Source organism: Variovorax sp. Soil_C_39, assembly GCF_057656815.1.
Window position 1 is genome coordinate 199,330 of sequence record NZ_JBDGJQ010000001.1, and the last position, 22,508, is coordinate 221,837.

The following is a 22,508-nucleotide window of genomic DNA, read 5'->3' on the forward strand; positions in this document are numbered from 1 at the left end:
GTTCTTTCCGAAGTTGGTCGACGGCGCGCTCAGTTCGGTGCGGCCCCTGGCGACGGCGCGGCGGCGGTCGCGATGGAAGGCGCCTGCCAACCGCCGCCGAGCGCACGCGCCAGGCCGACCTGGGTGTCGAGTGCGCGCGCGGCGAGGTCGACCGCCAGCCGGCGCTGCGAGAGCACAGCGGTTTCTGCCGTCAACACGTTGAGGTAGTTGCCGAGGCCTGCGCGGTAGCGCTGCACGGCGATTTCGTAGCCGCCCTCCGCCGCGGCCTGCGCGGCGCGCTGCTCGGCCTGCTGGCGCGTGATCGACTGCGCGCTCGACACCTGGTCGGCCGCATCGCGCACTGCGTCGAGCACGGTGGCGTTGTAGCTCTCGATCGCGGCATCGAGGTCGGCTGCCTTGCCGCGCAGGTTGGCGCGCAACTGGCCACCCTCGAAGATCGGGAGATGGACCGCGGGGCCAACGCCCCACTGCTCGCTGCCCGACTTGAGCAGCTTGCCCAACCCCAAGCTCTGGAAGCCGACGAAGGCGGTGAGGTTGACGTTGGGATAGAACTGGGTGCGCGCGTTCGCCACGTCGCTCGTGGCCGCCTCGACGCGCCAGCGCGCGGCCGCGATGTCGGCGCGCCGGCCGAGCAGGTCGGCGGGCATGTCGGGGCGCAGCGCGATCGGCTTGACGGCCTCGAGCATTGGCGGCTTCAGCGACGCGGTGGCGCCGGGCTGGCCCACGAGCGCGTCGAGCGCATGCTGCTGCAGCGCGATCTGCTCGTTGAGCGCCTCGATCTGCTGGCGCGCCTCGGGCAGGCCGCCTTCGCTCTGGCGCAGCTCGAGCCGCGTGTCGAGGCCGGCGGCGACGCGGTCGCGCACGAGCTTCAGCGTCTCGTCGCGCTGCGCCAGCGTGCGCTGGGCCACGCCGAGCTGTTCGTTCAGGCGCGCCCACTGGAAGTAGCTGCGCGCCACGTTGCTGGCCAGCAGCACGCGCGCGGCATCGGCCTCGGCGGCCGCGGCGTTGGCGCTGCCGATCGCCGCATCGAGCGCGCTGCGGTGCTTGCCGAAGAAGTCGAGCTCCCAACTCGCGCCGAGCTGCAGCAGGCCGGTGTTCTGGGTCGAGCCGCCGAGCGGCGCGGGATAGATGTAGTTGCTGTTGAACTTCTGGCGCTTCAGGTCGAGCGTGGCATCGACCCGGGGTTTCAGCGCCGCGCCGGCGATGTCGACCGACGCCTGGGCCCGCGCGAGGCGCGCCCGGGCGACCTGGAGGTTCGGGTTGCCGGCCAGCGCGCGGTCGACGAGGCCATCGAGCTGCGCATCGCCGAAGGCGCGCCACCAGTGGCTGTCGACGGCCGGCATGGCGGCGGCATGGGTGTCGGCGGCGATGCCGAGCGACGTGGCGTCGCGCAGCGTGGCCTGGGATCGGATGCCGCCCATGTCGGCACAGCCGGCCAACGCCACCACGAGCAGCGCGGCGGCAACCACGGGGGTGCGGCGCATCGCGCGCGCGGCGAAGGATTCAGTCATTCTTTTCTCCACGGGCCGAGAGGGTCTGTGCGTTGTCGAGCACGCGGCGCAGGTAGCCCTTGAGCTGCACCCACTCTTCCTTGCTGAAGCCCGCGAGGACATCGTTCTGCACGCGGCACAGCACATGCGGCACCTCCTTGGCGGCGGCGCGGCCTTCGTCGGTGAGTTCGATGTTGACCACGCGGCGGTCTTCGAGCGAGCGCACGCGGCGGCACAGGCCCTTGGCCTCCAGACGGTCGAGCAGGCGCGTCATTGCGCCCGCATCGAGTTCGCAGGCGCGTGCCAGTTCGGCCACCGTGGTGGCCGCTCCCACGTGCAGCTTGTAGAGCGGCATCCATTGCGGATAGGTCGGCCCGCCCGGTTCGCACAGCCCGGTTTCCACCGATTGCGCGACCGAGCTCACGATGCGGCGCATCAGGTAGCCGATGCTGTCCTCGGCCCGGTAGGTCTCGGGACGATAGAAATCGGCCGGCTCGCGGTTGGAAGCCGGGGCCTGGGTGCCCTGCGGGGTATCTGCATCGCTCATGGCCGAAATATTAATTGCCGAGGCAATCATTGTCAAGGCTACCTTTGAGACGGCAAAGGTCGCTCGTTAGAATCGCCGCATGGCATCTCCTCCCCTGTCCTCGCCGGCCAAGGGCTCACCCCGATCGCTCTCGGGCCTGGGCCCTTTTCTTCGGCCCTACCGCGTGCAGATCGCGCTCGCCGGCATCTTTCTTGTCATGGCAGCGGTCACCACGCTGGCGTTTCCGCTCGCGCTGCGCAGCCTGATCGACGGCGGCCTGGTCAGCAGCGACAAGGGCGCGCAGACCATGGCGCTGCGCGAGCACTTCGGCGCCCTGTTCGCGGTGGCGGTGGCGCTGGGCCTCTTCTCGGCCGCCCGGTTCTATACGGTGAGCTGGCTCGGCGAGCGCGTCACGGCCGACCTGCGCAATGCGGTCTACGAGCGCGTGCTGCGCCAGAGCCCGGCCTTCTTCGAAACCACGCAGACCGGCGAGGTGCTGTCGCGCCTGACGGCCGACACCACGCTGGTGCAGACGGTGGTGGGCTCGTCGCTCAGCATGGGGCTGCGCAATGCGGTGATGGGCGTGGGCGCGCTCGCGGTGCTGATCTGGACCAATCCCTACGTGATGGTGCAGGTGATGGGCATCCTGGTGCTGGTGGTGCTGCCAAGCATGTGGTTCGGTCGCCGCGTGCGCAAGCTCTCGCGCGCCAGCCAGGACCGGGTGGCCGACGCGAGTGCGATCGCGGCCGAGGTGCTCAATGCCATTCCCGTGGTGCAGAGCTACACGGCCGAGGCGCGCGAGGCCGATCGGTTCCGCGCCTCGACCGAGAACGCGTTCGGCACCGCCGTGCGGCGCACGCGCGCGCGTTCGGTGCTCGTGGCCTTCATCATCATCGCCACTTCGGCGGCGCTGCTGTGGGGCCTGTACCAGGGCACGCAGGCGGTGCTGCGCGGCGACATCACGGCCGGCCACCTGGGCCAGACGGTGGTGTATGTCGCGATCCTCGCGGCGGCCACCGCGGTGCTCGGCGAGGTCTACGGCGACCTGCTGCGTGCGGCCGGCGCCACCGAGCGGCTCATGGAGCTGCTCCACGCGCCCTCGGCCATCGTGTCGCCGCCCAGCCCGGCCATGGCGCCGACGCCCGCCGCAGGCAGCACGATCCGCTTCGACGCGGTGACATTCCACTATCCTTCACGGCCCGGGACACCGGCGCTGAAGGACTTCAGCCTCGACGTGGCCCCCGGCGAGACGGTGGCGCTCGTGGGTTCGAGCGGCGCGGGCAAGAGCACGGTGTTCCAGTTGCTGCTGCGCTACTACGACCCGCAGTCGGGCGGGCTGCTGCTCGACGGCGCGCCGCTCGCCGGGCTCGCGCTCGCCGACCTGCGCACGCGCATCGGCCTGGTGCCGCAGGATGCGGTGATCTTCTCGGCCAGCGCCTTCGAGAACATCCGCTACGGCCGGCCCGAGGCGAGCGCCGACGAGGTGCATGCCGCGGCCCGTGCAGCCTTCGCGCACGACTTCCTCAGCGCGCTGCCCGAGGGCTACGACACCTTCCTCGGCGAGCGTGGCGTGCGACTGTCGGGCGGGCAGCGCCAGCGCATTGCGATCGCGCGCGCGATCCTCAAGAACCCGCCCCTGCTGCTGCTCGACGAGGCCACGAGCGCGCTCGACGCGGAAAGCGAGCGCATGGTGCAGGCCGCGCTCGAGTCGGCGATGGAAAACCGCACGACGGTGGTGATCGCGCACCGGCTTGCGACAGTGCAGCGCGCCGACCGCATCGTGGTGCTCGACCACGGCGGCATCGTCGAACAGGGCACGCATGCGGCGCTGGTGGCGCAGGGCGGGGTCTATGCGCGGCTGGCCGCGCTGCAGTTCACGAGCTGAAAAGCTGTGAACGAAAGGCCCAGCGGTTTGACTACTGCAGGGTTTCCTTGAGCGCGGCCGGGATCGGCAGCGGCAGCACGGGAATGCCTTCTTCGAGCAGCGCGACCGTCTGCTCGGGCGTGGCCTGGCCACGGATGCCGCGCTCCTCGGCTTCGCCGTAGTGCATCCGGCGGGCTTCGTCGGCAAAGCGGTCGCCGACGTCCTCGGTCCTGGCGAGCACCTCGCGCACGGCGCGCATCCAGCGCGCCTCGGGCGACTGTGGCAACTCGGCGGGCAGCTGCGACTTCGACGGCGCCGAGGCCGCTTCGGGCGGCCTGGGGTTGCCTAGGTTGAGGCGCGGGGCGCTCAGCAGCTTGACGATGCCTGTGTCGGCGCAGATCGGGCACTCGACCAGCCCGGCGGCGAGCTGGGACTCGAATGCCTCATTGGACGCGAACCAGCCTTCGAAGCCGTGGCCGTGCGTGCATCGGAGATCGAGAACCTTCATGCGCGGATTATCCCGCGCCGCCTTGTTCCGGGGCGGCCTGCCAGTCCAGAGCCCATGCCCCCGAAAGGACGTTCTGCAGCCAGAGCGCGCAGGTGAGCGACTTTGCATCGGTGATCGTGCCGTCGCGGCACCAGAGCGCCACGTCCTGCGGCGTGGCGGTGAACACGTCGAGAAACTCGCCGTGGTCGAGCTGGCGCTCGCCGAGCGAGAGGCCGCGCGCAAAGTAGATATGGATGATCTCGGTGGAATAGGCCACCGCCAGGTGCATGGCGCCTGCATGGGCCCATTCGCGCGCGGTGTAGCCGGTTTCCTCGAGCAGTTCGCGGCGCCCGCAGACGAAGGGGTCCTCGCCCGCATCGAGCTTGCCGGCCGGAAACTCGACCATCACGCGCTCGACCGGATAGCGGTACTGGCGCTCCATCACCACCCGGCCGTCGTCGAGCAGCGGCACCACGACGACGGCGCCCGGATGGATCACGTACTCGCGCGTCGCGCTGTGCCCGTCGGGCAGGCGCACCGTGTCGCGGCAGACCTTGAGGAAGTTGCCCTCGAGCAGCATCTCGCTGCCCGTGCGTTCTTCCCTCAGGTGCGAATCGGCGATTGGAGAAGAAGTCATTTCTTCAGTTTCAGTGCCTGTGCTTCATCAAGTAGCGCCAGGTGAACCCTGGGAAGGCCAGCACGATGAAGAGCGCGCCGGTCACCACATAGAACTCCCAGCCCTGCGGCGCGATCTGCCCTGCCCTGCGCTCGAACAGCAGGCCGACGCCGCCGGCAATGAAGTACATCACCACCAGCTCCGCGAAGCGGACGGCCAGCGGCTTGGGCTGCGTGGCCAGCGGCACGGCGCCGAACAGCCGTTCGTTGAGGAACGGCAGGTTGGCGGCCACCAGGGCCACCAGCAGCACGACCCAGACCGATGCGGTTTGCGACACCGAGCGTGCTCAGTCCGGAATCAGTTGGCCAGCGTGGCCACGATGGCCTTGGCGCACAGCGCCATCAGGCCGCCCGGCACGATGCCCAGCACGAGGATCAGCAGGCCGTTTGCCGACAGCACGACGCGCACGTCGCGCGGTGCCGACACGGTGCTGACGGTGACAGGCGCATCGAAGTACATGACCTTGACCACGCGCAGGTAGTAGAAGGCACCGATCAGCGACATGACCACCGCGAACACCGCGAGGCCGATGTAGATCGCCTGGCCCGAGGCAATCAGCGCCTGCAACACCGCGAGCTTGGCGTAGAAGCCGACCAGCGGCGGCAGGCCCGCGAGCGAGAACATCGCCACGGCCATCACGCCAGCGTACAGCGGGCTGCGCTGGTTCAGGCCCGCGAGGTCCGTGATCTCCTCGCTCTCGAAGCCTTCGCGTGCCAGCAGCAGGATGATGCCGAAGCTCGCGAGCGTCGTCAGCACGTAGGTCACGATGTAGAACATCGAGGCGCTGTACGCGAACTGCGCGTTGTAGGTGTTGCCGTTGACCACGCCCGCCACGAGGCCGAGCAGCATGAAGCCCATCTGCGCGATGGTCGAATAGGCCAGCATGCGCTTGAGATTGGTCTGCGCGATCGCGGCCAGGTTGCCGATCACGAGCGACGCGATGGCCAGCACGGCCAGCATCTGCTGCCAGTCGAAGGCAAGCGGCAGCAGGCCCTCGACCAGCAGGCGGATGATGATGGCGAACGCAGCCAGCTCGGGCGCCGCACCGATCAGCAGCGTGACGGCCGTCGGCGCGCCCTGGTAGACGTCGGGCACCCACATGTGGAACGGTGCCGCGCCGACCTTGAACGCCAGGCCCGCCACGATGAACACCAGGCCGAACACCAGCACCTGGTGGTTGACCTTGCCGCTCGCGATGATCTTGAACACCTCGTTGACGTCGAGCGAGCCGGTCGCGCCGTACATCATCGAAAGCCCGTAGAGCAGGAAGCCGCTCGCCATCGCGCCGAGCACGAAGTACTTCATGGCCGCCTCGCTGGCCACCGCGTTGTCGCGGCGCAGCGCCACCAGCGCATAGCTCGACAGCGTGAGCAGTTCGAGGCCGAGGTAGATCAGCAGGAAGTTGCTGCCCGAGATCATCACGAACATGCCCAGCAGCGCGAACATGCTGATGGTGAACAGTTCGCCGCCGCGCAGCATCTCGCGGTCGGCCGCATACGGACGGCCATAGACCAGCGTGACCATCAGCGCCAGCGTGGCGAAGCACTTGAGCCAGTTGCCCATGGGGTCGCTCACGACCATGCCGCCGAAACCGTAGACGGTCTTGCCGTCGTTGGCCGCGAGGCCGGTCAGCACCGCCACCACAGCGAGCGTGAGCAGCGTGAGCACATAGGTGCGCGTGCGGCGTGGGCTCGTGGTCGACAGGTCGACCAGCAAAATGATGCAGGCCATGACCAGCAGCACGATTTCCGGGTAGATCGCGACCCAGCTGAGTTTGTCAATCATCTCGTTCTCTTGTTCAGCGTGGCCCGGCGGCGCAGGGCCGCCCCAAGCCGGTCCGGGGCCCCCTCGGGGGGCAGTGCAGCGGCACAGCCGCAAACGTGGGGGTCATCATCAGGAAGGCAGTTTGGAAACCGCCACGTGGCGCAGCAGTTCGACCACGGACGCGTCCATCGCATCGGTGAAGGGCTTTGGATAGAGGCCCATCCACAGCACCGCGATCGCCAGCAGCGAGAGCATCAGGAACTCGCGGGCATTGATGTCGGTGAGTTCCTTGACGTGGTCGTTGCCGACCGGGCCGAGGTAGACGCGCTTGTACATCCACAGGGTGTAGGCCGCGCCGAAGATCAGTGCGGTGGCGGCCGCCAGGCCGATCCAGAAGTTGAACTTGACCGCACCGAGGATCACCATCCACTCGCCCACGAAGCCGGCCGTGCCCGGCAGGCCGCAGTTGGCCATGGCGAACAGCAGCGCGAAGGCCGCGAACCTGGGCATGGTGTTGACCACGCCGCCGTAGTCGGCGATCTGGCGCGAATGCACGCGGTCGTACAGCACGCCGATGCCCAGGAACATCGCGGCCGACACGAAGCCGTGCGCGATCATCTGCACGATGCCGCCCGACACGCCGAGTTCGTTGAAGATGAAGAAGCCGAGCGTCACGAAGCCCATGTGCGCGATCGACGAATAAGCCACGAGCTTCTTCATGTCCTGCTGCACCAGCGCCACGAGACCAACGTAGATCACCGCGATCAGCGACAGCGCGATCATGAGCCAGGCCCATTCGTGCGACGCATCGGGGGCGATCGGCATCGAGAAGCGCAGGAAGCCGTAGGCGCCGAGCTTCAGCATGATCGCCGCCAGCACGGCCGAGCCGCCCGTGGGCGCCTCGACGTGCACGTCGGGCAGCCAGGTGTGGACCGGCCACATCGGCACCTTGACGGCAAAGGCGGCGAAGAAGGCGAAGAACAGGAAGGTCTGCGCGGTGCCATCCAGCGGCAGCTTGTGCCAGGTCAGGATGTCGAAGCTGCCGCCCGAGGTGTTGTACAGGTAGATCAGCGCCACCAGCATCAGGAGCGAGCCGAGCAGCGTGTAGAGGAAGAACTTGAACGCCGCGTAGATCTTGTTCGGGCCGCCCCAGATGCCGATGATCAGGTACATCGGGATCAGCGTGGCTTCGAAGAACACGTAGAACAGGATGCCGTCGAGCGCGGAGAACACGCCGATCATCAGGCCCGACAGGATCAGGAACGCGCCCATGTACTGGTTGACGCGCTCGGTGATCACTTCCCAGGCCGAGATCACCACCACGACAGTAATGAACGACGTCAGCAGCACCATCCAGAGCGAGAGGCCGTCCACGCCCAGGTGGTAGCTGACATTGAAGCGCGTGATCCAGCTCGCCTTCTCGACGAACTGCATGGCGGCAGTGCCGTTCTCGAAGCCGGTGAAGAGCGGCACGGTCACCAGGAAGCTCGCGATGGCGCCGACGAGCGCGACCCAGCGCACGCCCCGGGCGTTTTCGTCGCGGCCGAACGCCAGCAGCGCGGTGCCGAATGCGATCGGCACCCAGATGGCAAGGCTCAACAAACCCATTTTTCTTTTTCTCCAGCGCTTGGACTCAGCGTTTGAACCAGACGAAGTACGTCATCAGGATGAAGATGCCGAGCAGCATCGCGAAGGCGTAGTGATAGATGAAGCCCGACTGCAGCCAGCGCACCACGCCCGCGAGGCGGCCGATGAGCTTCCAGGAACCGTTGACCACGGCACCGTCGATCAGCGCCTGGTCGCCGCCCTTCCAGAGGCCGGTACCGAGCGCTCGCGCGCCGCGCGCCACGATGTTCTCATTGATCCAGTCGAGGTAGTACTTGTTCTCGAGCAGGCGATAGACCGGACCGAAGCCGCGCTTGATGGCGGTCGGCAGCGCCGGGTTGACCATGTACATGTAGTACGAGAGCACCACACCCGCGAGCGCCAGCCAGAACGGCGCCGTCTGCAGGCCGTGCAGGGCCATCACCATCGGGCCGTGGAAGGCCTCGCCGAGTTCCTTCATGGCGTGGTGCTTCGCGGCGTCCACGAAGATCGCGTCCTTGAAGAAATCGCCGTGCAGCATCGGCTCGATCGTGAAGTAGCCGATCACGACCGACGGAATGGCCAAGAGCACCAGCGGCAGCCACACCACCATCGGCGATTCGTGCGGCTTGTGGTCGTGGTGGCCATGGCCGTCGTCGCCGTGTGCACCATGGTCGTCATGGTGGGCATCGGGGTTCTGGTCGTAGCGCTCCTTGCCGTGGAACACCAGGAAGTACATGCGGAACGAATAGAACGCGGTCACGAACACGCCGGCCAGCACCGCCCAATACGCGAACTGCGCGCCCCAGAGATGGCTTTCCTTCACCGCCTCGATGATGCTGTCCTTCGAGTAGAAGCCCGAGAACAGCGGCGTGCCGATCAGCGCAAGCGAGCCCAGCAGCGACGTGATCCAGGTGATCGGCATGTACTTGCGCACGCCGCCCATCCAGCGGATGTCCTGGTTGTGGTGCATGCCGATGATCACCGAGCCGGCGCCGAGGAACAGCAGCGCCTTGAAGAAGGCGTGGGTCATCAGGTGGAACACCGCCACCGAGTACGCCGAGGCGCCGAGCGCCACCGTCATGTAGCCGAGCTGCGACAGCGTGGAGTACGCGACCACGCGCTTGATGTCGTTCTGGATGATGCCCAGGAAGCCCATGAACAGCGCGGTGATGGCACCGATCACGAGGATGAACGACAGCGCCGTGTCGCTGAGCTCGAACAGCGGCGACATGCGCGCCACCATGAAGATGCCCGCTGTCACCATGGTCGCCGCGTGGATCAGTGCCGAGATCGGGGTCGGGCCTTCCATCGAGTCGGGCAGCCACACGTGCAGCGGGAACTGCGCGCTCTTGCCCATGGCGCCGATGAACAGGCAGATGCAGATCACGGTCACGAGCATCCATTCGGTGCCCGGGAAGGTGATGCCGGCCAGCGTGTCGGCCTTGGCAAAGGCTTCGCCGTAGTTCAGCGTGCCCGCATAGGCCGCGATCAGGCCGATGCCGAGGATGAAGCCGAAGTCGCCCACGCGGTTGACCAGGAACGCCTTCATGTTCGCGAAGATCGCGGTCGGCCGGTTGAACCAGAAGCCGATCAGCAGGTACGACACCAGGCCCACCGCTTCCCAGCCGAAGAACAGCTGGAGCATGTTGTTGCTCATGACGAGCATCAGCATCGAGAAGGTGAAGAGCGAGATGTACGCGAAGAAGCGGTTGTAGCCCTCGTCTTCCTCCATGTAGCCGATGGTGTAGATGTGCACCATCAGCGACACGAAGGTCACGACGCACATCATCATGGCGGTGAGGCCGTCGACAAGGAAGCCGACCTCCATCCGGAGGCCGCCGACCATCATCCATTCGTAGATGGTCTCGTTGAAGCGGGCGCCGTCGACGATGACCGACTTCAGCGTCATGGCCGAGATCACGAATGCGACGAGCACGCCGAGGATCGTCAGCGAATGCGTGACCTTGCGGCCGATGTGGTTGCCGGCGAACTTGGTGCCGAACAGGCCCGCGAGGACCGCGCCGACCAGGGGTGCCAGCGGAACGGCCAGCAGCGTGGATGCAGAGAGGGTTGCGCTCATGGTGAGTTCTTGTCGTTATCCCTTGAGCGTGTTGAGCTCATCGACGTTGATGTTGGACTTGTTGCGGAACAACAGGACCAGCAGCGCGAGGCCGATGGCCGACTCGGCCGCCGCCACCGTCAGGATGAAGAACACGAAGATCTGGCCGTGCATGTCGCCCAGGAAGTACGAGAACGCCACGAAGTTCATGTTCACCGCGAGCAGCATCAGCTCGATCGCCATCAGCAGCACGATGAGGTTCTTGCGGTTCAGGAAGATGCCGATCACCGACAGCGCGAAGAGCATCGCGCCGAGCGAGAGAAAGTGTCCGAGCGTGAGCGTCATGCCTTGTTTTCCTTTGCTGCAGGCGCGTCGGCGGCGGCTGGTGCTTCCACCACGGGCTCGGCTGCGCGCGTGGCGGACATCTGCACGATGCGCACGCGGTCACGCGCTTTGACGCGAACCTGGTCGGCCGGGTTGACGTACTTGCTGTCCTTGCGGGTGCGCAGCGTCAGGGCAATGGCCGCCACGATGGCCACGAGCAGGATCACAGCTGCGATCTCGAGCGGATACAGATATTCCGAATACAGCAACTTGCCGAGCTCGAGCGTGTTCGAGCTGTTGGCCGCGGCCTCGGTCGCCGCGCGCGGCGCCTCGGACAGGCGGAAGCCGCCCATCAGCACCGCGGCCATCTCGAGCGCGATGAGCGCGCCCACGCCGGCGGCCAGCGGAAAGTGCTTCCAGAAGCCCTGCCGCAAGCCGTCCATGTTGATGTCGAGCATCATCACGACGAACAGGAACAGCACCATCACCGCCCCCACGTAGACGAGCACCAGCGCGATCGCAAGGAACTCGGCACGCAGCAGCAGCCAGATGGCCGAGGCCTGGAAGAAGGCCAGCACCAGGTACAGCGCGGCGTACACGGGATTGCGTGCGGTGATGACGCGGAATGCCGCGAACAGCAGCACCGCGGCAAACAGATAGAACAGACCGGTCTTGACGTCCATTGGAATTCGGATGGGTACGGGGTTCGGGCCGATCGGATCAGCGGTACTTGGCGTCGGCCGCCTTGTTCGCCGCGATTTCTTTTTCGTAGCGATCGCCCACCGCCAGGAGCATGTCCTTGGTGAAGTACAGGTCGCCGCGCTTTTCGCCGTGGTATTCGAAGATGTGGGTCTCGACGATCGAATCGACCGGGCAGCTTTCTTCGCAGAAGCCGCAGAAGATGCACTTGGTCAGGTCGATGTCGTAGCGCGTGGTGCGCCGCGAGCCGTCGTCGCGCACGTCGGATTCGATCGTGATCGCGAGCGCGGGGCACACGGCCTCGCACAGCTTGCAGGCGATGCAGCGCTCTTCGCCGTTCTCATAGCGGCGCAGCGCATGCAGGCCCCGGAAGCGCGGCGACAGCGGCGTCTTCTCTTCGGGGAACTGCACGGTGATCTTGCGTGCGAAGGCGTACTTGCCCGTGATCGCCAGGCCCTTGAACAGCTCGAGCAGCATGAAGCTGCTCAGGAAGTCCTTGAGCGAGAACGGTGCGGACGCGGTGGTGGTTGCGGTGTGCGCAGACATGATGTTGGCGCTTCCAGTTAATTCCAGATATTGAACGGGGTCTGCATCCAGGCACCGACCACCACCAGCCACACGAGCGTGACCGGAATGAAGATCTTCCAGCCGAGCCGCATGATCTGGTCATAGCGGAAGCGCGGGAAGGTCGAGCGGACCCACAGGAACATGGTGACCACGCAGAAGGTCTTGATGCCGAGCCAGATCCAGCCCGGAATGAAGGCGAGGAACTCGAAGGGCGGCAGCCATCCACCGAGGAACAGCACGACGCACAGGATCGAGACCAGCCACATGTTGGCGTACTCGGCCAGGAAGAACATCGCGAAGCTCATGCCCGAGTACTCGATCATGTGGCCCGCGACGATCTCGGATTCGCCCTCGACCACGTCGAAAGGATGGCGGTTCGTTTCGGCCAGGCCCGAGATGAAGTAGACGACGAAGATCGGCAGCAGCGACAGCCAGTTCCACGACAGGAAGCCGATGCCCATGTCCGCGAACATGCCCTTGCCCTGCCCCGTCACGATGTCGGTCATGTTGAGGCTGGCCGAGACCATCAGCACCACGACGAAGCAGAAGCCCATCGCGATCTCGTAGCTCACCATCTGGGCCGACGCGCGCAGCGCGCCCAGAAAGGCGTACTTCGAGTTCGAGGCCCAGCCGGCGATGATCACGCCGTAGACCTCGAGCGAGGTGATGGCCATCACGAACAGCAGGCCGGCATTGATGTTGGCCAGCGCCTGGTCGGGACCGAAGGGAATCACGACCCATGCGACGAGCGCCGGCATGATCGTCATGATCGGACCGAGCAGGAACAGGCCCTTGTTGGCAACCGTCGGAAGGATGATTTCCTTGGTCATCAGCTTGAGCGCGTCGGCAATCGGCTGCAACAGGCCCAGCGGCCCGATGCGGTTCGGCCCGACCCGGATCTGCGTGAAGCCGATGGCCTTGCGCTCCCAGAGTGTGAGGTAGGCGACGGCAAGCATCAGCGGGATCACGACCGCGATGATCTTGATGAGCGTCCAGATCACGGGCCAGGCCATGCCGGTCCACCAGCCGGCCTGAACCAGGCCCTGGCCGAAAGCGTGCAGTGCGTCGATCATGCCAAGGCCTCCTCGGCACGGGCCGGTGCGGCCGATGCACTGCGCGCATCGGCGGTGAGCTGCAGCGACGGCGCGCGGCGCACGATCGAATCGAGCTGGTAGATGCTCGCGACCACGGGCGCGGGCAGGCCCGCGTCGGCGGCCACGGCCTTTGCAGCGGTGGCGTTGGCCAGCGCACCGGCCGGCAGCGCGCCGTTGTCACCCACCGTGGCGAGCACTTCCGAGGTCGATTCGAAGGCGAAGCCCGGCAGGCCGAGCAGGTTCGCGAGCACGCGCAGCACCTTCCAGGCCGGACGCGCCTCGCCTTGCGGCTTGACGACGGCATGGAAGCTCTGCACGCGGCCTTCGGCATTGACGAAGGTGCCCGGCGTTTCGGTGAACGGCGCGATCGGCAGCAGCACGTCGCTGAATTCGAGGTTGGCCTTGAATGGGCTCAGCGTGACGACCATCTGGGCATTGCCGATGGTGTCGGCGGCCGCGGCGCCCGCAGCCGAGTCGAACACCGGTTCGTTGTTGAGCAGCAGCACCGCCTTGAGGCCCGAACCGGCCGCGAGCATGCGCCCGGCATCGAGGCCGCCGTTCTTCGGGAACGCACCCACGAGCTGTGCGCCCACGGTGTTGGCGGCTTCGGTCAGGTAGCCGACGGTGGCGCCGGTCTGCGCGCCGATCCAGTTCGCGAGGGCCAGCAGGCTGCTGGCCTGCGCATGGTGCGCCGCGGCGTTGCCGAGCAGGATCGCCTTGCGTTCGCCGCCGAGCAGCGAAGCCGCGATGGCCTTGGCGGTGTCGTCGGGTGCGTTGGCGGGTGCGAGCGGCGATGTGACGCCCGTGGTCTGGCCGATCGCCGCGGCAACGCCTGCGAGCACCTCGACCCATTGGCCGGCGTCGACGACGGCGGCCTGGGCCACGGTCATGGCCCATGCCTCGGGATCGGCCAGCAGGCCTTGCGAGGTCAGCACCGACAGCGCCGCACCCTTGCGCACGGCTTCGCGGATGCGCAGCGCGAACAGCGGATGGTCCTTGCGCAGGTTCGAGCCAATGACGAACGCACGCTGCAGTTGCGACAGCGATGCGACCGAAGTGCCGAGCCAGCGCACGCCTTCGAATGCCGGGAACTCGGCGTTGCGCAGGCGGTAGTCGATGTTGTCGCTGCCGAGCTCGCGCGTGAGCATGGCCGCGAGCTTGAGCTCCTCGAGCGTGCTGTGCGGGCTCACGAGCGTGCCGATGCTTTGCGCGCCGTGGTCGGCCTTGATCTGCTTGAGGCCGTTGGCGACGTACTCGAGCGCGGTCTGCCAGTCGACCTGCTGCCACTGGCCGCCCTGCTTGAGCATGGGCTGCGTGAGGCGCTCGGGGCCGTTGAGCGCCTCGTACGAGAAGCGGTCGCGGTCGGCGATCCAGCATTCGTTGACGTCGTCGTTCTCGAGCGGCACCACGCGCATCACGCGGTTGTTCTTGACCTGCACGATCAGGCTCGCGCCGGTCGAATCGTGCGGGCTCACCGACTTGCGGCGCGACAGCTCCCAAGTACGAGCGCTGTAGCGGAACGGCTTGCTCGTGAGCGCACCGACCGGACACAGGTCGATCATGTTGCCCGAGAGTTCGGAATCCACGGTCTCGCCGAGGATGGTGGTGATCTCGGAATGCTCGCCGCGGTGGATCATGCCGAGCTCCATCACGCCGGCCACTTCCTGGCCGAAGCGCACGCAGCGCGTGCAATGGATGCAGCGGCTCATTTCTTCCATGCTGATCAGCGGGCCGACGTCCTTGTGGAACACGACGCGCTTCTCTTCCTCGTAGCGCGAGGAAGAGCCGCCGTAGCCCACGGCCAGGTCCTGCAGCTGGCATTCGCCGCCCTGGTCGCAGATCGGGCAGTCGAGCGGATGGTTGATCAGCAGGAACTCCATCACCGACTGCTGCGCCTTGATGGCCTTCTCGCTCTTGGTGCGAACGATCATGCCCTGCGTCACGGGCGTGGCGCAGGCCGGCATCGGCTTGGGCGCCTTCTCCACGTCGACCAGGCACATGCGGCAGTTGGCCGCGATGCTGAGCTTCTTGTGATAGCAGAAGTGCGGGATGTACGTGCCCGCCTTGTCGGCCGCATGCATCACCATGCTGCCTTCGGTCACTTCGACCTTCTTGCCGTCGAGTTCGATTTCGATCATGAGTGTGTTTCTTCTCGCGCCAACGGACAACCTCCGCCTGCGGCTGCGGTATTCACCTTGGGAACGGCCCGGCGGTTCATGCCTTGACAGACGCCTTCGGGACATAGCCCGGGATCAGTGCCTCGAACTCGTGGCGGAAGTGCTTGATCATGGCGCGCACCGGCATGGCCGCGGCATCGCCCAGCGCGCAGATGGTGCGGCCCTGGATGTTGTCGGCCACGGAGTTGAGCAGGTCCATGTCGGTCGCCCTGCCCTGCCCGTTGTAGATGCGGTCGACCACGCGGTAGAGCCAGCCCGTGCCCTCGCGGCACGGCGTGCACTGGCCGCAGGATTCGTGCATGTAGAAGTACGAGAGGCGGCGCAGCGACTCGACCATCGAGCGGCTGTCGTCCATGACGATCACGGCGCCCGAGCCCAGCATGGAGCCGGCCTTGGCGATGGAGTCGTAGTCCATCGTGCACTGCATCATGATCTCGGCCGGCAGCACCGGCGCCGACGATCCGCCGGGAATCACGGCCTTGAGCGTGCGGCCCTTGCGCACGCCGCCCGCGAGCTCGAGCAGCTTCGAGAACGGCGTGCCCATCGGCACTTCGTAGTTGCCGGGCAGCTCGACGTCGCCGCTCACCGAGTAGATCTTGGTGCCGCCGTTGTTCGGCTTGCCGCACTCGAGGTAGGCCTGGCCGCCGTTGCGGATGATCCAGGGCACCGCCGCGAAGGTCTCGGTGTTGTTGATGGTGGTGGGCTTGCCGTAGAGGCCGAAGCTCGCCGGGAACGGCGGCTTGAAGCGCGGCTGGCCCTTCTTGCCTTCTAGCGACTCGAGCAGCGCGGTTTCCTCGCCGCAGATGTAGGCGCCGAAGCCATGCGACGCATGCAGCTGGAAGCTGTACGCGCTGCCCATGATGTTGTCGCCGAGGTAGCCCGCCGCGCGCGCTTCCTCGAGCGCCTCTTCGAAGCGCTCGTAGCTCTGGAAGATCTCGCCGTGGATGTAGTTGTAGCCCACGCTGATGCCCATGGCGTAGGCAGCAATGGCCATGCCCTCGATCACGATGTGCGGGTTGAACTGCAGGATGTCGCGGTCCTTGCAGGTGCCCGGCTCGCCCTCGTCGGAATTGCACACGAGGTACTTCTGGCCCGGGAACTGGCGGGGCATGAAGCTCCACTTGAGGCCCGTCGGAAAGCCCGCGCCGCCGCGGCCGCGCAGGCCCGAGGCCTTGACTTCGGCGATCACCTGGTCGGGCGTGAGGCCTTCGGTGAGGATCTTGCGCAGCGCCTGATAGCCGCCGCGCGCCTCGTAGTCGGCCAGGCGCCAGTTGGTGCCGTCGAGGCCGGCATAGATCTGCGGCTCGAGGTGGCGATTGTGGAAGCAGGTCTGCACGCCCGTGGCGCGGAACTGCTGGAGCACTTGTTCGGGCGACATCATGCAGCCTCTCCCTTGGCCGAATCGCGCAGGCCGTCGACGAGCTGGTCGAGCTTCTCGTTGCTCATGAAGCTGCACATCGTGCGGTCGTTGACCAGCATCACCGGCGAATCGGCGCAGGCACCAAGGCATTCGCTCTGCTGCAGCGTGAACAGGCCGTCGGCCGTGGTCTCGCCCATCTTGATGCCGAGCTTCTTCTCGAGGTGCACGAGCGCGGTGGCGCCGTCGCGCAGCTGGCACGGCAGGTTGGTGCACACGTTGAGCTTGAAGCGGCCCACCGGATGCTGGTTGTACATGTTGTAGAAGGTCGTGACCTCGTGCACGGCGATCGGCGCCATGCCCAGGTAGTCGGCGATCTCGCGCTCGCGCGGGATGCTCACGTGGCCCTCGTCCTGCTGGACGATGGCCAGGCACGCCATCACGGCCGACTGCTTGCCGGCCTCGGGGTACTTGGCGACCTCGCGCGCGAAGCGCTCGAGAATGTCGGCCCTCAAAGGAGCAGAAGGCGCCGTGTCGTGGTGGGTCGAGGAAGTCATTCGCTCTTTCTCACCTGTCGATTTCGCCGAACACGATGTCCATCGTGCCGATCACCGCGACAGCGTCGGCGATCATGTGACCGCGCGACATTTCGTCGAGGGCGGCGAGATGCGGGAAACCGGGCGCACGGATCTTCAGGCGATAGGGCTTGTTGGCGCCGTCGCTCACGAGGTAGATGCCGAACTCGCCCTTCGGATGCTCGACGGCGGCATACGCCTCGCCTTCGGGCACGTGGAAGCCTTCGGTGAAGAGCTTGAAATGGTGGATCAACTCCTCCATGTTCGCCTTCATCGATTCGCGCGCAGGCGCGGCGACCTTGTGGTTGTCGGTGATGACCGGGCCCGGGTTGACGCGCAGCCAGGCCGAGCACTGCTGGATGATCCGGTTGGCCTGGCGCATTTCTTCCACGCGCACGAGGTAGCGGTCATAGCAATCGCCGGTGCGCCCGACGGGCACGTCGAACTGCATGCGGTCGTAGACGTCGTATGGCTGCTTCTTGCGCAGGTCCCACTCGACGCCCGAGCCGCGAAGCATCGGACCCGTGAAACCGAGGTTCAGCGCGCGCTCCGGCGTCACCACGCCGATGCCCACGGTGCGCTGCTTCCAGATGCGGTTGTCGGTGAGCAGCGTCTCGTACTCGTCGACCATCTTCGGGAAGCGCTTGCAGAAGTCGTCGATGAAGTCGAGCAGCGAGCCCTGGCGGTTCTCGTTGAGCTTCTCGATCGCCTTGGCGTTCTTGATCTTGCTGACCTTGTACTGCGGCATCGCGTCGGGCAGGTCGCGGTAGACGCCGCCCGGACGGAAGTAGGCCGCATGCATGCGCGCGCCCGAAACCGCCTCGTACATGTCGAACAGGTCCTCGCGCTCGCGGAAGCAGTAGATGAGCATGTTCATCGCACCGCAGTCGAGCCCGTGCGCGCCGAGCCACAGCAGGTGGTTCAGCAGGCGGGTGATCTCGGCGAACATCACACGGATGTACTGCGCGCGCTCCGGCACATCGAGGCCCATCATCCGCTCGATGGCGAGGCAGTAGGCGTGCTCGTTGCTCATCATCGACACGTAGTCGAGACGGTCCATGTACGGCAGCGACTGGATGAAGGTGCGCGATTCGGCCAGCTTCTCGGTCGCACGGTGCAACAGGCCGATGTGCGGATCGGCGCGCTGGATCACTTCGCCGTCGAGCTCCAGCACGAGGCGCAGCACGCCGTGTGCCGCGGGATGCTGGGGGCCGAAGTTGAGGGTGTAGTTCTTGATTTCGGCCATGTCAGTGGAGTCCGGCGCCGTAGTTGTCTTCGCGGATCACGCGCGGCGTGATCTCTCGCGGCTCGATCGACACCGGCTGGTAGACCACGCGCTTCTGTTCTTCGTCGTAGCGCATCTCGACGTGGCCCGACACCGGGAAATCCTTGCGGAACGGATGGCCGATGAAGCCGTAGTCGGTCAGGATGCGGCGCAGGTCGTCATGCCCCTCGAACACGATGCCGTAGAGGTCGAAGGCCTCGCGCTCGAACCAGGTAGTGGCACTCCACACCGGCTGCAGCGAATCGACGACTGGCAGGTCGTCGCTCTCGGCGAACACCTTGAGCCGCACACGCTGGTTGAGGCTAACCGACAGCAGGTGGGCGACGACGCAATAACGCGCGCCCTCCCACTCGCCTTCGCGGTAGTCCGAGTAGTCCATGCCGCAGAGGTCGATCAGCTGCTCGAAGCGGCAGCCGGGCGCATCGCGCAGCAGCAGCGCGGCGTCGATGTAGTCGGCGGCAGCCACGACCACCGTCACCTCGCCGAGCGCAACCGTCACGCGCTTGGCCTTGGCACCCAGGGTCTGCACCAGAGTCGCCTGGAGCGCCTCTGGAGAAATCGCAAAGTCGGTCATCAGGGCAGCTCCTCAGGCGCGCGCAATGGTGTTGGTGCGGCGGATCTTCTGCTGCAGCTGGATGATCCCGTAGAGCAGCGCCTCGGCCGTCGGCGGGCAGCCCGGCACATAGACGTCGACGGGCACGATGCGGTCGCAGCCGCGCACCACCGAGTAGCTGTAGTGGTAGTAGCCGCCGCCATTGGCGCACGAACCCATCGACAACACCCAGCGCGGCTCGGGCATCTGGTCGTAGACCTTGCGCAGCGCCGGCGCCATCTTGTTGCACAACGTGCCGGCCACGATCATCAGATCGGACTGGCGCGGGCTCGGACGAAACAGCATGCCGAAGCGATCGATGTCGTAGCGGGCCGCGCCCGCATGCATCATCTCGACGGCACAGCATGCAAGGCCGAAAGTCATCGGCCAAAGTGATCCGGTCTTCGCCCAATTCACCACCGTGTCGTAGGTGGTGGTGACGAAGCCTTCTTTCATGACGCCTTCAATGGCCATTTTGTAGCTTCCTTGTCATTCCCAGTCGAGCGCGCCTTTTTTCCACTCGTAGGCGAAGCCCACGACGAGGATGGCGAGAAAGATCATCATGGCCCAGAAGCCGACGGCGCCGATTTCCTTGAGCGCAATGGCCCACGGAAACAGGAAGGCGATCTCGAGATCGAACAGGATGAAGAGAATCGCGACGAGGTAATAGCGCACGTCGAATTTCATGCGCGCATCCTCGAAGGCCTCGAAGCCGCACTCGTAAGGTGCATTCTTCGCTGCGTCGGGCCGGTTGGGCCCCAGGATGTAGCCGATGACCTGTGGCGCGACGCCTACACCGACACCGACCAGAATGAACAAAAGGACGGGGAGATAGGAATCGAGGTTCATCGGGAATTTTTCACCGCTTGCCACCGGCAGAAGAACGCTCTGAAAGAGGCTTTCTGCCGGTGAGATTTGGTGCGGTCGGCGAGACTCGAACTCGCACAGCTTTCGCCACTACCCCCTCAAGATAGCGTGTCTACCAATTTCACCACGACCGCGGTTTTGACTTGTCCGGATGGCATGAGGTACCTGTGAAGGTGTTTGGCTTTCCGAACAGCTTTAGAGTTTACCCTGAAATGAAGTCGTTTTCAGCGACCTGCTCAATGAAAACAACTTGATTATTTGCTCGGGATCTCGCCGGCGCCCGGAGCGGGTGCGGCCGGCGCCGATGCAGCTGCACCAGCCGGGGCTGCGCCAGCGGGAATCTGCCCTGCCGCGCCCGAAGCAGGCGTGGCCGGCACGCCGATGGCCGCGCGCTCCAGCAGGCTGTTGCCGCCGCCCGCGGGCCGCGCATGGCTGAAGTAGGCCAACAGCAGCGTGGAGGCAAAGAACACCGCCGCCAGCACCGCAGTGGTGCGCGACAGGAAATTGGCGCTGCCGCTGGCACCGAACAGGCTGCCGGCACTGCCGCTGCCGAAGGCCGCGCCCATGTCGGCGCCCTTGCCGTGCTGGATCAGGATCAACCCGATCATGACCAGCGCCGTCAGCATCTGCACGCCGACCAAAAGATTGAGGACCAGGTTCATTCGTTCTTACTCCTAATTGATGACTGCTCGCGCCGCGTTCAGCGTGCGGCAGCCGAAATGATCTGCAGGAAATCGGGGGCCTTGAGCGATGCGCCGCCGATGAGCCCGCCGTCGATGTCGGGCTGGGCCAGCAGCTCGGCGGCGTTCGCCGCGTTCATGCTGCCGCCATAGAGGATGCGGATGCCCGCTGCGTGCTCGCTCGCGGCATGGTGCAGTTGCGCGCGCAGCACGGCATGCACCGCCTGCGCCTGCTCGGGCGTGGCGGTCTTGCCGGTGCCGATGGCCCAGACGGGCTCGTAGGCCACGACGATCTCGCTGATGCAATGGCCGTTGACGTGGATCACCGCGGCCAGCTGGCGCTTGACCACTTCTTCGGTGTGCCCTGCTTCGCGTTCGGCCAGCGTCTCGCCCACGCAGACGATCGGCGTAATGCCGTTCGCCAGCGCGGCCGCCGCCTTGGCGGCCACCGCCTCGTCGGATTCGGCATGGTACTGGCGGCGCTCGGAATGGCCGACGATCGCATAGCGCACGCCGAAGTCCTTCAGCATGGCGGCCGACTGCTCGCCCGTGAACGCACCCTGCGGATGCGCCGAGATGTCCTGCGCGCCCAGCGCCAGGGCAGGCGTTGCGGCCAGCAGCGACTGCAGCTGCGCGAAATACGGCGCCGGCGCGCACAGCGCGACATCGCAGCCGGCCGGCGCCGCGGCGAGACCCTGCTGCAGGGCCTTCACGAGCGCCTCGTTGGCAGCCAGGCTGCCGTTCATCTTCCAGTTGCCGGCAATCAGCTTCTTCTTGGTCGTCGTCGTCATCGTCGTCTGTTGCTCGCTCGTCGTCACCATGTCAGCACGATCTTGCCGATGTGCTGGTTGGATTCCATCAGCGCATGCGCCTGGGCCGCGCCGCTCGGCTCGCCACTCGCTGCGAAGGTGCTGTGGATCACGGGCTTGACCGCGCCGCTTTCGAGCAGCGGCCAGACCTTCTCGCGCAGCGCGCGGGCGATCTCGCCCTTGAATGCGATCGGCCGCGGCCGCAGCGTGGAGCCGGTGATCACGAGCCGTCTGCGCAGCACCAGCCCCGCATTGAACTCGCTCTTGATCCCGCCCTGCACCGCGATGATCACGAGCCGGCCGTCTTCGGCCATGCACTCGATCTCGCGCGCCACGTAGTCGCCCGCGACCATGTCGAGGATCACGTCCACGCCTTTGCCGCCCGTGAGCTTCTTCGCCTCTTCGACGAAGTCGCTCGTGCGGTAGTTGATGGCGTGGTCGGCGCCGAGCTTCCTGCAGGCCTCGCACTTGTCGTCGCTTCCGGCGGTAGCGATCACTGTGGCACCCATGGCCTTGGCGATCTGGATCGCCGTCACGCCGATGCCGCTCGTGCCGCCCTGGATGAGCAGGGTCTCGCCCTTCTGCAGCCGGCCGCGATCGAACACGTTGCTCCAGACAGTGAAGAAGGTCTCGGGCAGCGAAGCCGCCTCGACGTCGCTCCAGCCCTTCGGCACCGGCAGGCATTGCGCCACCGGCGCCACGCACAGTTCGGCATAGCCGCCGCCCGCGACGAGCGCGCAGACCCTGTCGCCGACCTTGAGCCCCGCCTCGGCCAGCGCCGCGGCGTCGCCCGACACGATCTCACCGGCCACCTCGAGGCCCGGCAGGTCGGAAGCGCCCGGCGGCACCGGGTAGTGCCCCTTGCGCTGCAGCACGTCGGGGCGGTTGATGCCGCTGGCCGCAACGCGGATCAGCAGCTCGCCCGCCCCGGCCACCGGATCGGGGCGCTCCACGGCACGCAGCACCTCGGGGGCGCCGTACGAAGTGATTTCAATGGCTTTCATGATCCTGGCCTGCAACGCCCGCCTG

Annotated in this window: 23 protein-coding genes and 1 tRNA gene; 1 reads left to right on the forward strand and 23 read right to left on the reverse strand. The window is 66.2% G+C overall.

What is annotated here, in order from left to right; all coding sequences use genetic code 11:
- Positions 1-29 precede the first annotated feature (29 nt).
- On the reverse strand, positions 30-1,511 hold the full coding sequence (locus tag AC3A6J_RS00970) for an efflux transporter outer membrane subunit (protein WP_487858027.1): 1,482 nt from the start codon (positions 1,509-1,511) through the stop codon (positions 30-32).
- Positions 1,504-2,037: a MarR family winged helix-turn-helix transcriptional regulator gene (locus tag AC3A6J_RS00975; protein WP_487858028.1), complete on the reverse strand. Its 534-nt coding sequence runs from the start codon at positions 2,035-2,037 to the stop codon at positions 1,504-1,506. Before AC3A6J_RS00975 ends, AC3A6J_RS00970 begins: the two co-directional genes overlap by 8 nt.
- Positions 2,038-2,116: 79 nt before the next feature.
- Between AC3A6J_RS00975 and AC3A6J_RS00980 the strand changes: the two genes are divergently transcribed.
- Positions 2,117-3,901, forward strand: coding sequence for an ABC transporter transmembrane domain-containing protein (locus AC3A6J_RS00980; protein WP_487858029.1), 1,785 nt, complete (start codon positions 2,117-2,119; stop codon positions 3,899-3,901).
- Positions 3,902-3,932: 31 nt separating this feature from the next.
- Here the strand turns inward: AC3A6J_RS00980 and AC3A6J_RS00985 are convergent, their stop codons facing one another.
- From AC3A6J_RS00985 to AC3A6J_RS01085, 21 genes are all read right to left on the reverse strand, one after another.
- Positions 3,933-4,388 (reverse strand): DUF1178 family protein, encoded by a 456-nt coding sequence (locus AC3A6J_RS00985; RefSeq protein WP_487858030.1) that lies wholly within the window; start codon positions 4,386-4,388, stop codon positions 3,933-3,935.
- Positions 4,389-4,395: 7 nt separating this feature from the next.
- On the reverse strand, positions 4,396-5,004 hold the full coding sequence (locus AC3A6J_RS00990; protein WP_487858031.1) for an NUDIX domain-containing protein: 609 nt from the start codon (positions 5,002-5,004) through the stop codon (positions 4,396-4,398).
- A gap of 10 nt (positions 5,005-5,014) precedes the next feature.
- Complete coding sequence (locus tag AC3A6J_RS00995) at positions 5,015-5,320, reverse strand: DUF2818 family protein (protein WP_487858032.1); 306 nt, start codon at positions 5,318-5,320, stop codon at positions 5,015-5,017.
- Positions 5,321-5,340: 20 nt separating this feature from the next.
- The gene (nuoN, locus tag AC3A6J_RS01000; protein WP_487858033.1) at positions 5,341-6,828 is read right to left on the reverse strand and encodes an NADH-quinone oxidoreductase subunit NuoN; all 1,488 of its coding nucleotides are present in this window, start codon (positions 6,826-6,828) and stop codon (positions 5,341-5,343) included.
- A gap of 108 nt (positions 6,829-6,936) precedes the next feature.
- A complete protein-coding gene (locus tag AC3A6J_RS01005; protein WP_487858034.1) occupies positions 6,937-8,415 on the reverse strand; it encodes an NADH-quinone oxidoreductase subunit M in 1,479 nt (492 codons plus the stop codon).
- 25 nt (positions 8,416-8,440) lie between these two features.
- Positions 8,441-10,474 (reverse strand): NADH-quinone oxidoreductase subunit L, encoded by a 2,034-nt coding sequence (gene nuoL, locus AC3A6J_RS01010; RefSeq protein WP_487858035.1) that lies wholly within the window; start codon positions 10,472-10,474, stop codon positions 8,441-8,443.
- 15 nt (positions 10,475-10,489) lie between these two features.
- Positions 10,490-10,798 (reverse strand): NADH-quinone oxidoreductase subunit NuoK, encoded by a 309-nt coding sequence (nuoK, locus tag AC3A6J_RS01015; protein ID WP_487858036.1) that lies wholly within the window; start codon positions 10,796-10,798, stop codon positions 10,490-10,492.
- A complete protein-coding gene (locus AC3A6J_RS01020; protein WP_487858037.1) occupies positions 10,795-11,460 on the reverse strand; it encodes an NADH-quinone oxidoreductase subunit J in 666 nt (221 codons plus the stop codon). Before AC3A6J_RS01020 ends, nuoK begins: the two co-directional genes overlap by 4 nt.
- Before the next feature lie 37 nt (positions 11,461-11,497).
- Positions 11,498-12,022, reverse strand: a complete 525-nt coding sequence (gene nuoI, locus AC3A6J_RS01025) for an NADH-quinone oxidoreductase subunit NuoI (protein ID WP_487858038.1) — start codon at positions 12,020-12,022, stop codon at positions 11,498-11,500.
- Positions 12,023-12,039: 17 nt separating this feature from the next.
- Positions 12,040-13,116 carry an NADH-quinone oxidoreductase subunit NuoH gene (gene nuoH / locus AC3A6J_RS01030; RefSeq protein ID WP_487858039.1) on the reverse strand — a complete coding sequence of 359 codons (1,077 nt, stop codon included), beginning with the start codon at positions 13,114-13,116 and terminating at the stop codon, positions 12,040-12,042.
- Positions 13,113-15,275, reverse strand: coding sequence for an NADH-quinone oxidoreductase subunit NuoG (gene nuoG / locus AC3A6J_RS01035; protein WP_487858040.1), 2,163 nt, complete (start codon positions 15,273-15,275; stop codon positions 13,113-13,115). Before nuoG ends, nuoH begins: the two co-directional genes overlap by 4 nt.
- A gap of 76 nt (positions 15,276-15,351) precedes the next feature.
- Positions 15,352-16,692: an NADH-quinone oxidoreductase subunit NuoF gene (gene nuoF, locus AC3A6J_RS01040; protein ID WP_487858041.1), complete on the reverse strand. Its 1,341-nt coding sequence runs from the start codon at positions 16,690-16,692 to the stop codon at positions 15,352-15,354.
- Entirely contained in the window at positions 16,692-17,228 is a 537-nt protein-coding gene (locus AC3A6J_RS01045) for an NADH-quinone oxidoreductase subunit NuoE family protein (protein WP_487858042.1), read from the reverse strand. Before AC3A6J_RS01045 ends, nuoF begins: the two co-directional genes overlap by 1 nt.
- Positions 17,229-17,238: 10 nt before the next feature.
- A complete protein-coding gene (locus AC3A6J_RS01050; RefSeq protein ID WP_487858043.1) occupies positions 17,239-18,492 on the reverse strand; it encodes an NADH-quinone oxidoreductase subunit D in 1,254 nt (417 codons plus the stop codon).
- A gap of 1 nt (position 18,493) precedes the next feature.
- The gene (locus AC3A6J_RS01055; protein ID WP_487858044.1) at positions 18,494-19,105 is read right to left on the reverse strand and encodes an NADH-quinone oxidoreductase subunit C; all 612 of its coding nucleotides are present in this window, start codon (positions 19,103-19,105) and stop codon (positions 18,494-18,496) included.
- A gap of 12 nt (positions 19,106-19,117) precedes the next feature.
- The gene (locus AC3A6J_RS01060) at positions 19,118-19,597 is read right to left on the reverse strand and encodes a NuoB/complex I 20 kDa subunit family protein (RefSeq protein ID WP_280815972.1); all 480 of its coding nucleotides are present in this window, start codon (positions 19,595-19,597) and stop codon (positions 19,118-19,120) included.
- Positions 19,598-19,612: 15 nt separating this feature from the next.
- Complete coding sequence (locus AC3A6J_RS01065; RefSeq protein ID WP_012748607.1) at positions 19,613-19,972, reverse strand: NADH-quinone oxidoreductase subunit A; 360 nt, start codon at positions 19,970-19,972, stop codon at positions 19,613-19,615.
- Between the two features lie 67 nt (positions 19,973-20,039).
- Positions 20,040-20,124 (reverse strand) — tRNA-Leu (locus AC3A6J_RS01070).
- 120 nt (positions 20,125-20,244) lie between these two features.
- On the reverse strand, positions 20,245-20,652 hold the full coding sequence (secG, locus tag AC3A6J_RS01075) for a preprotein translocase subunit SecG (protein WP_487858045.1): 408 nt from the start codon (positions 20,650-20,652) through the stop codon (positions 20,245-20,247).
- 38 nt (positions 20,653-20,690) lie between these two features.
- Positions 20,691-21,461: a triose-phosphate isomerase gene (gene tpiA / locus AC3A6J_RS01080; RefSeq protein ID WP_487858046.1), complete on the reverse strand. Its 771-nt coding sequence runs from the start codon at positions 21,459-21,461 to the stop codon at positions 20,691-20,693.
- A 23-nt stretch (positions 21,462-21,484) separates the two neighbouring features.
- Complete coding sequence (locus tag AC3A6J_RS01085; RefSeq protein WP_487858047.1) at positions 21,485-22,483, reverse strand: NAD(P)H-quinone oxidoreductase; 999 nt, start codon at positions 22,481-22,483, stop codon at positions 21,485-21,487.
- Positions 22,484-22,508: the final 25 nt, after the last annotated feature.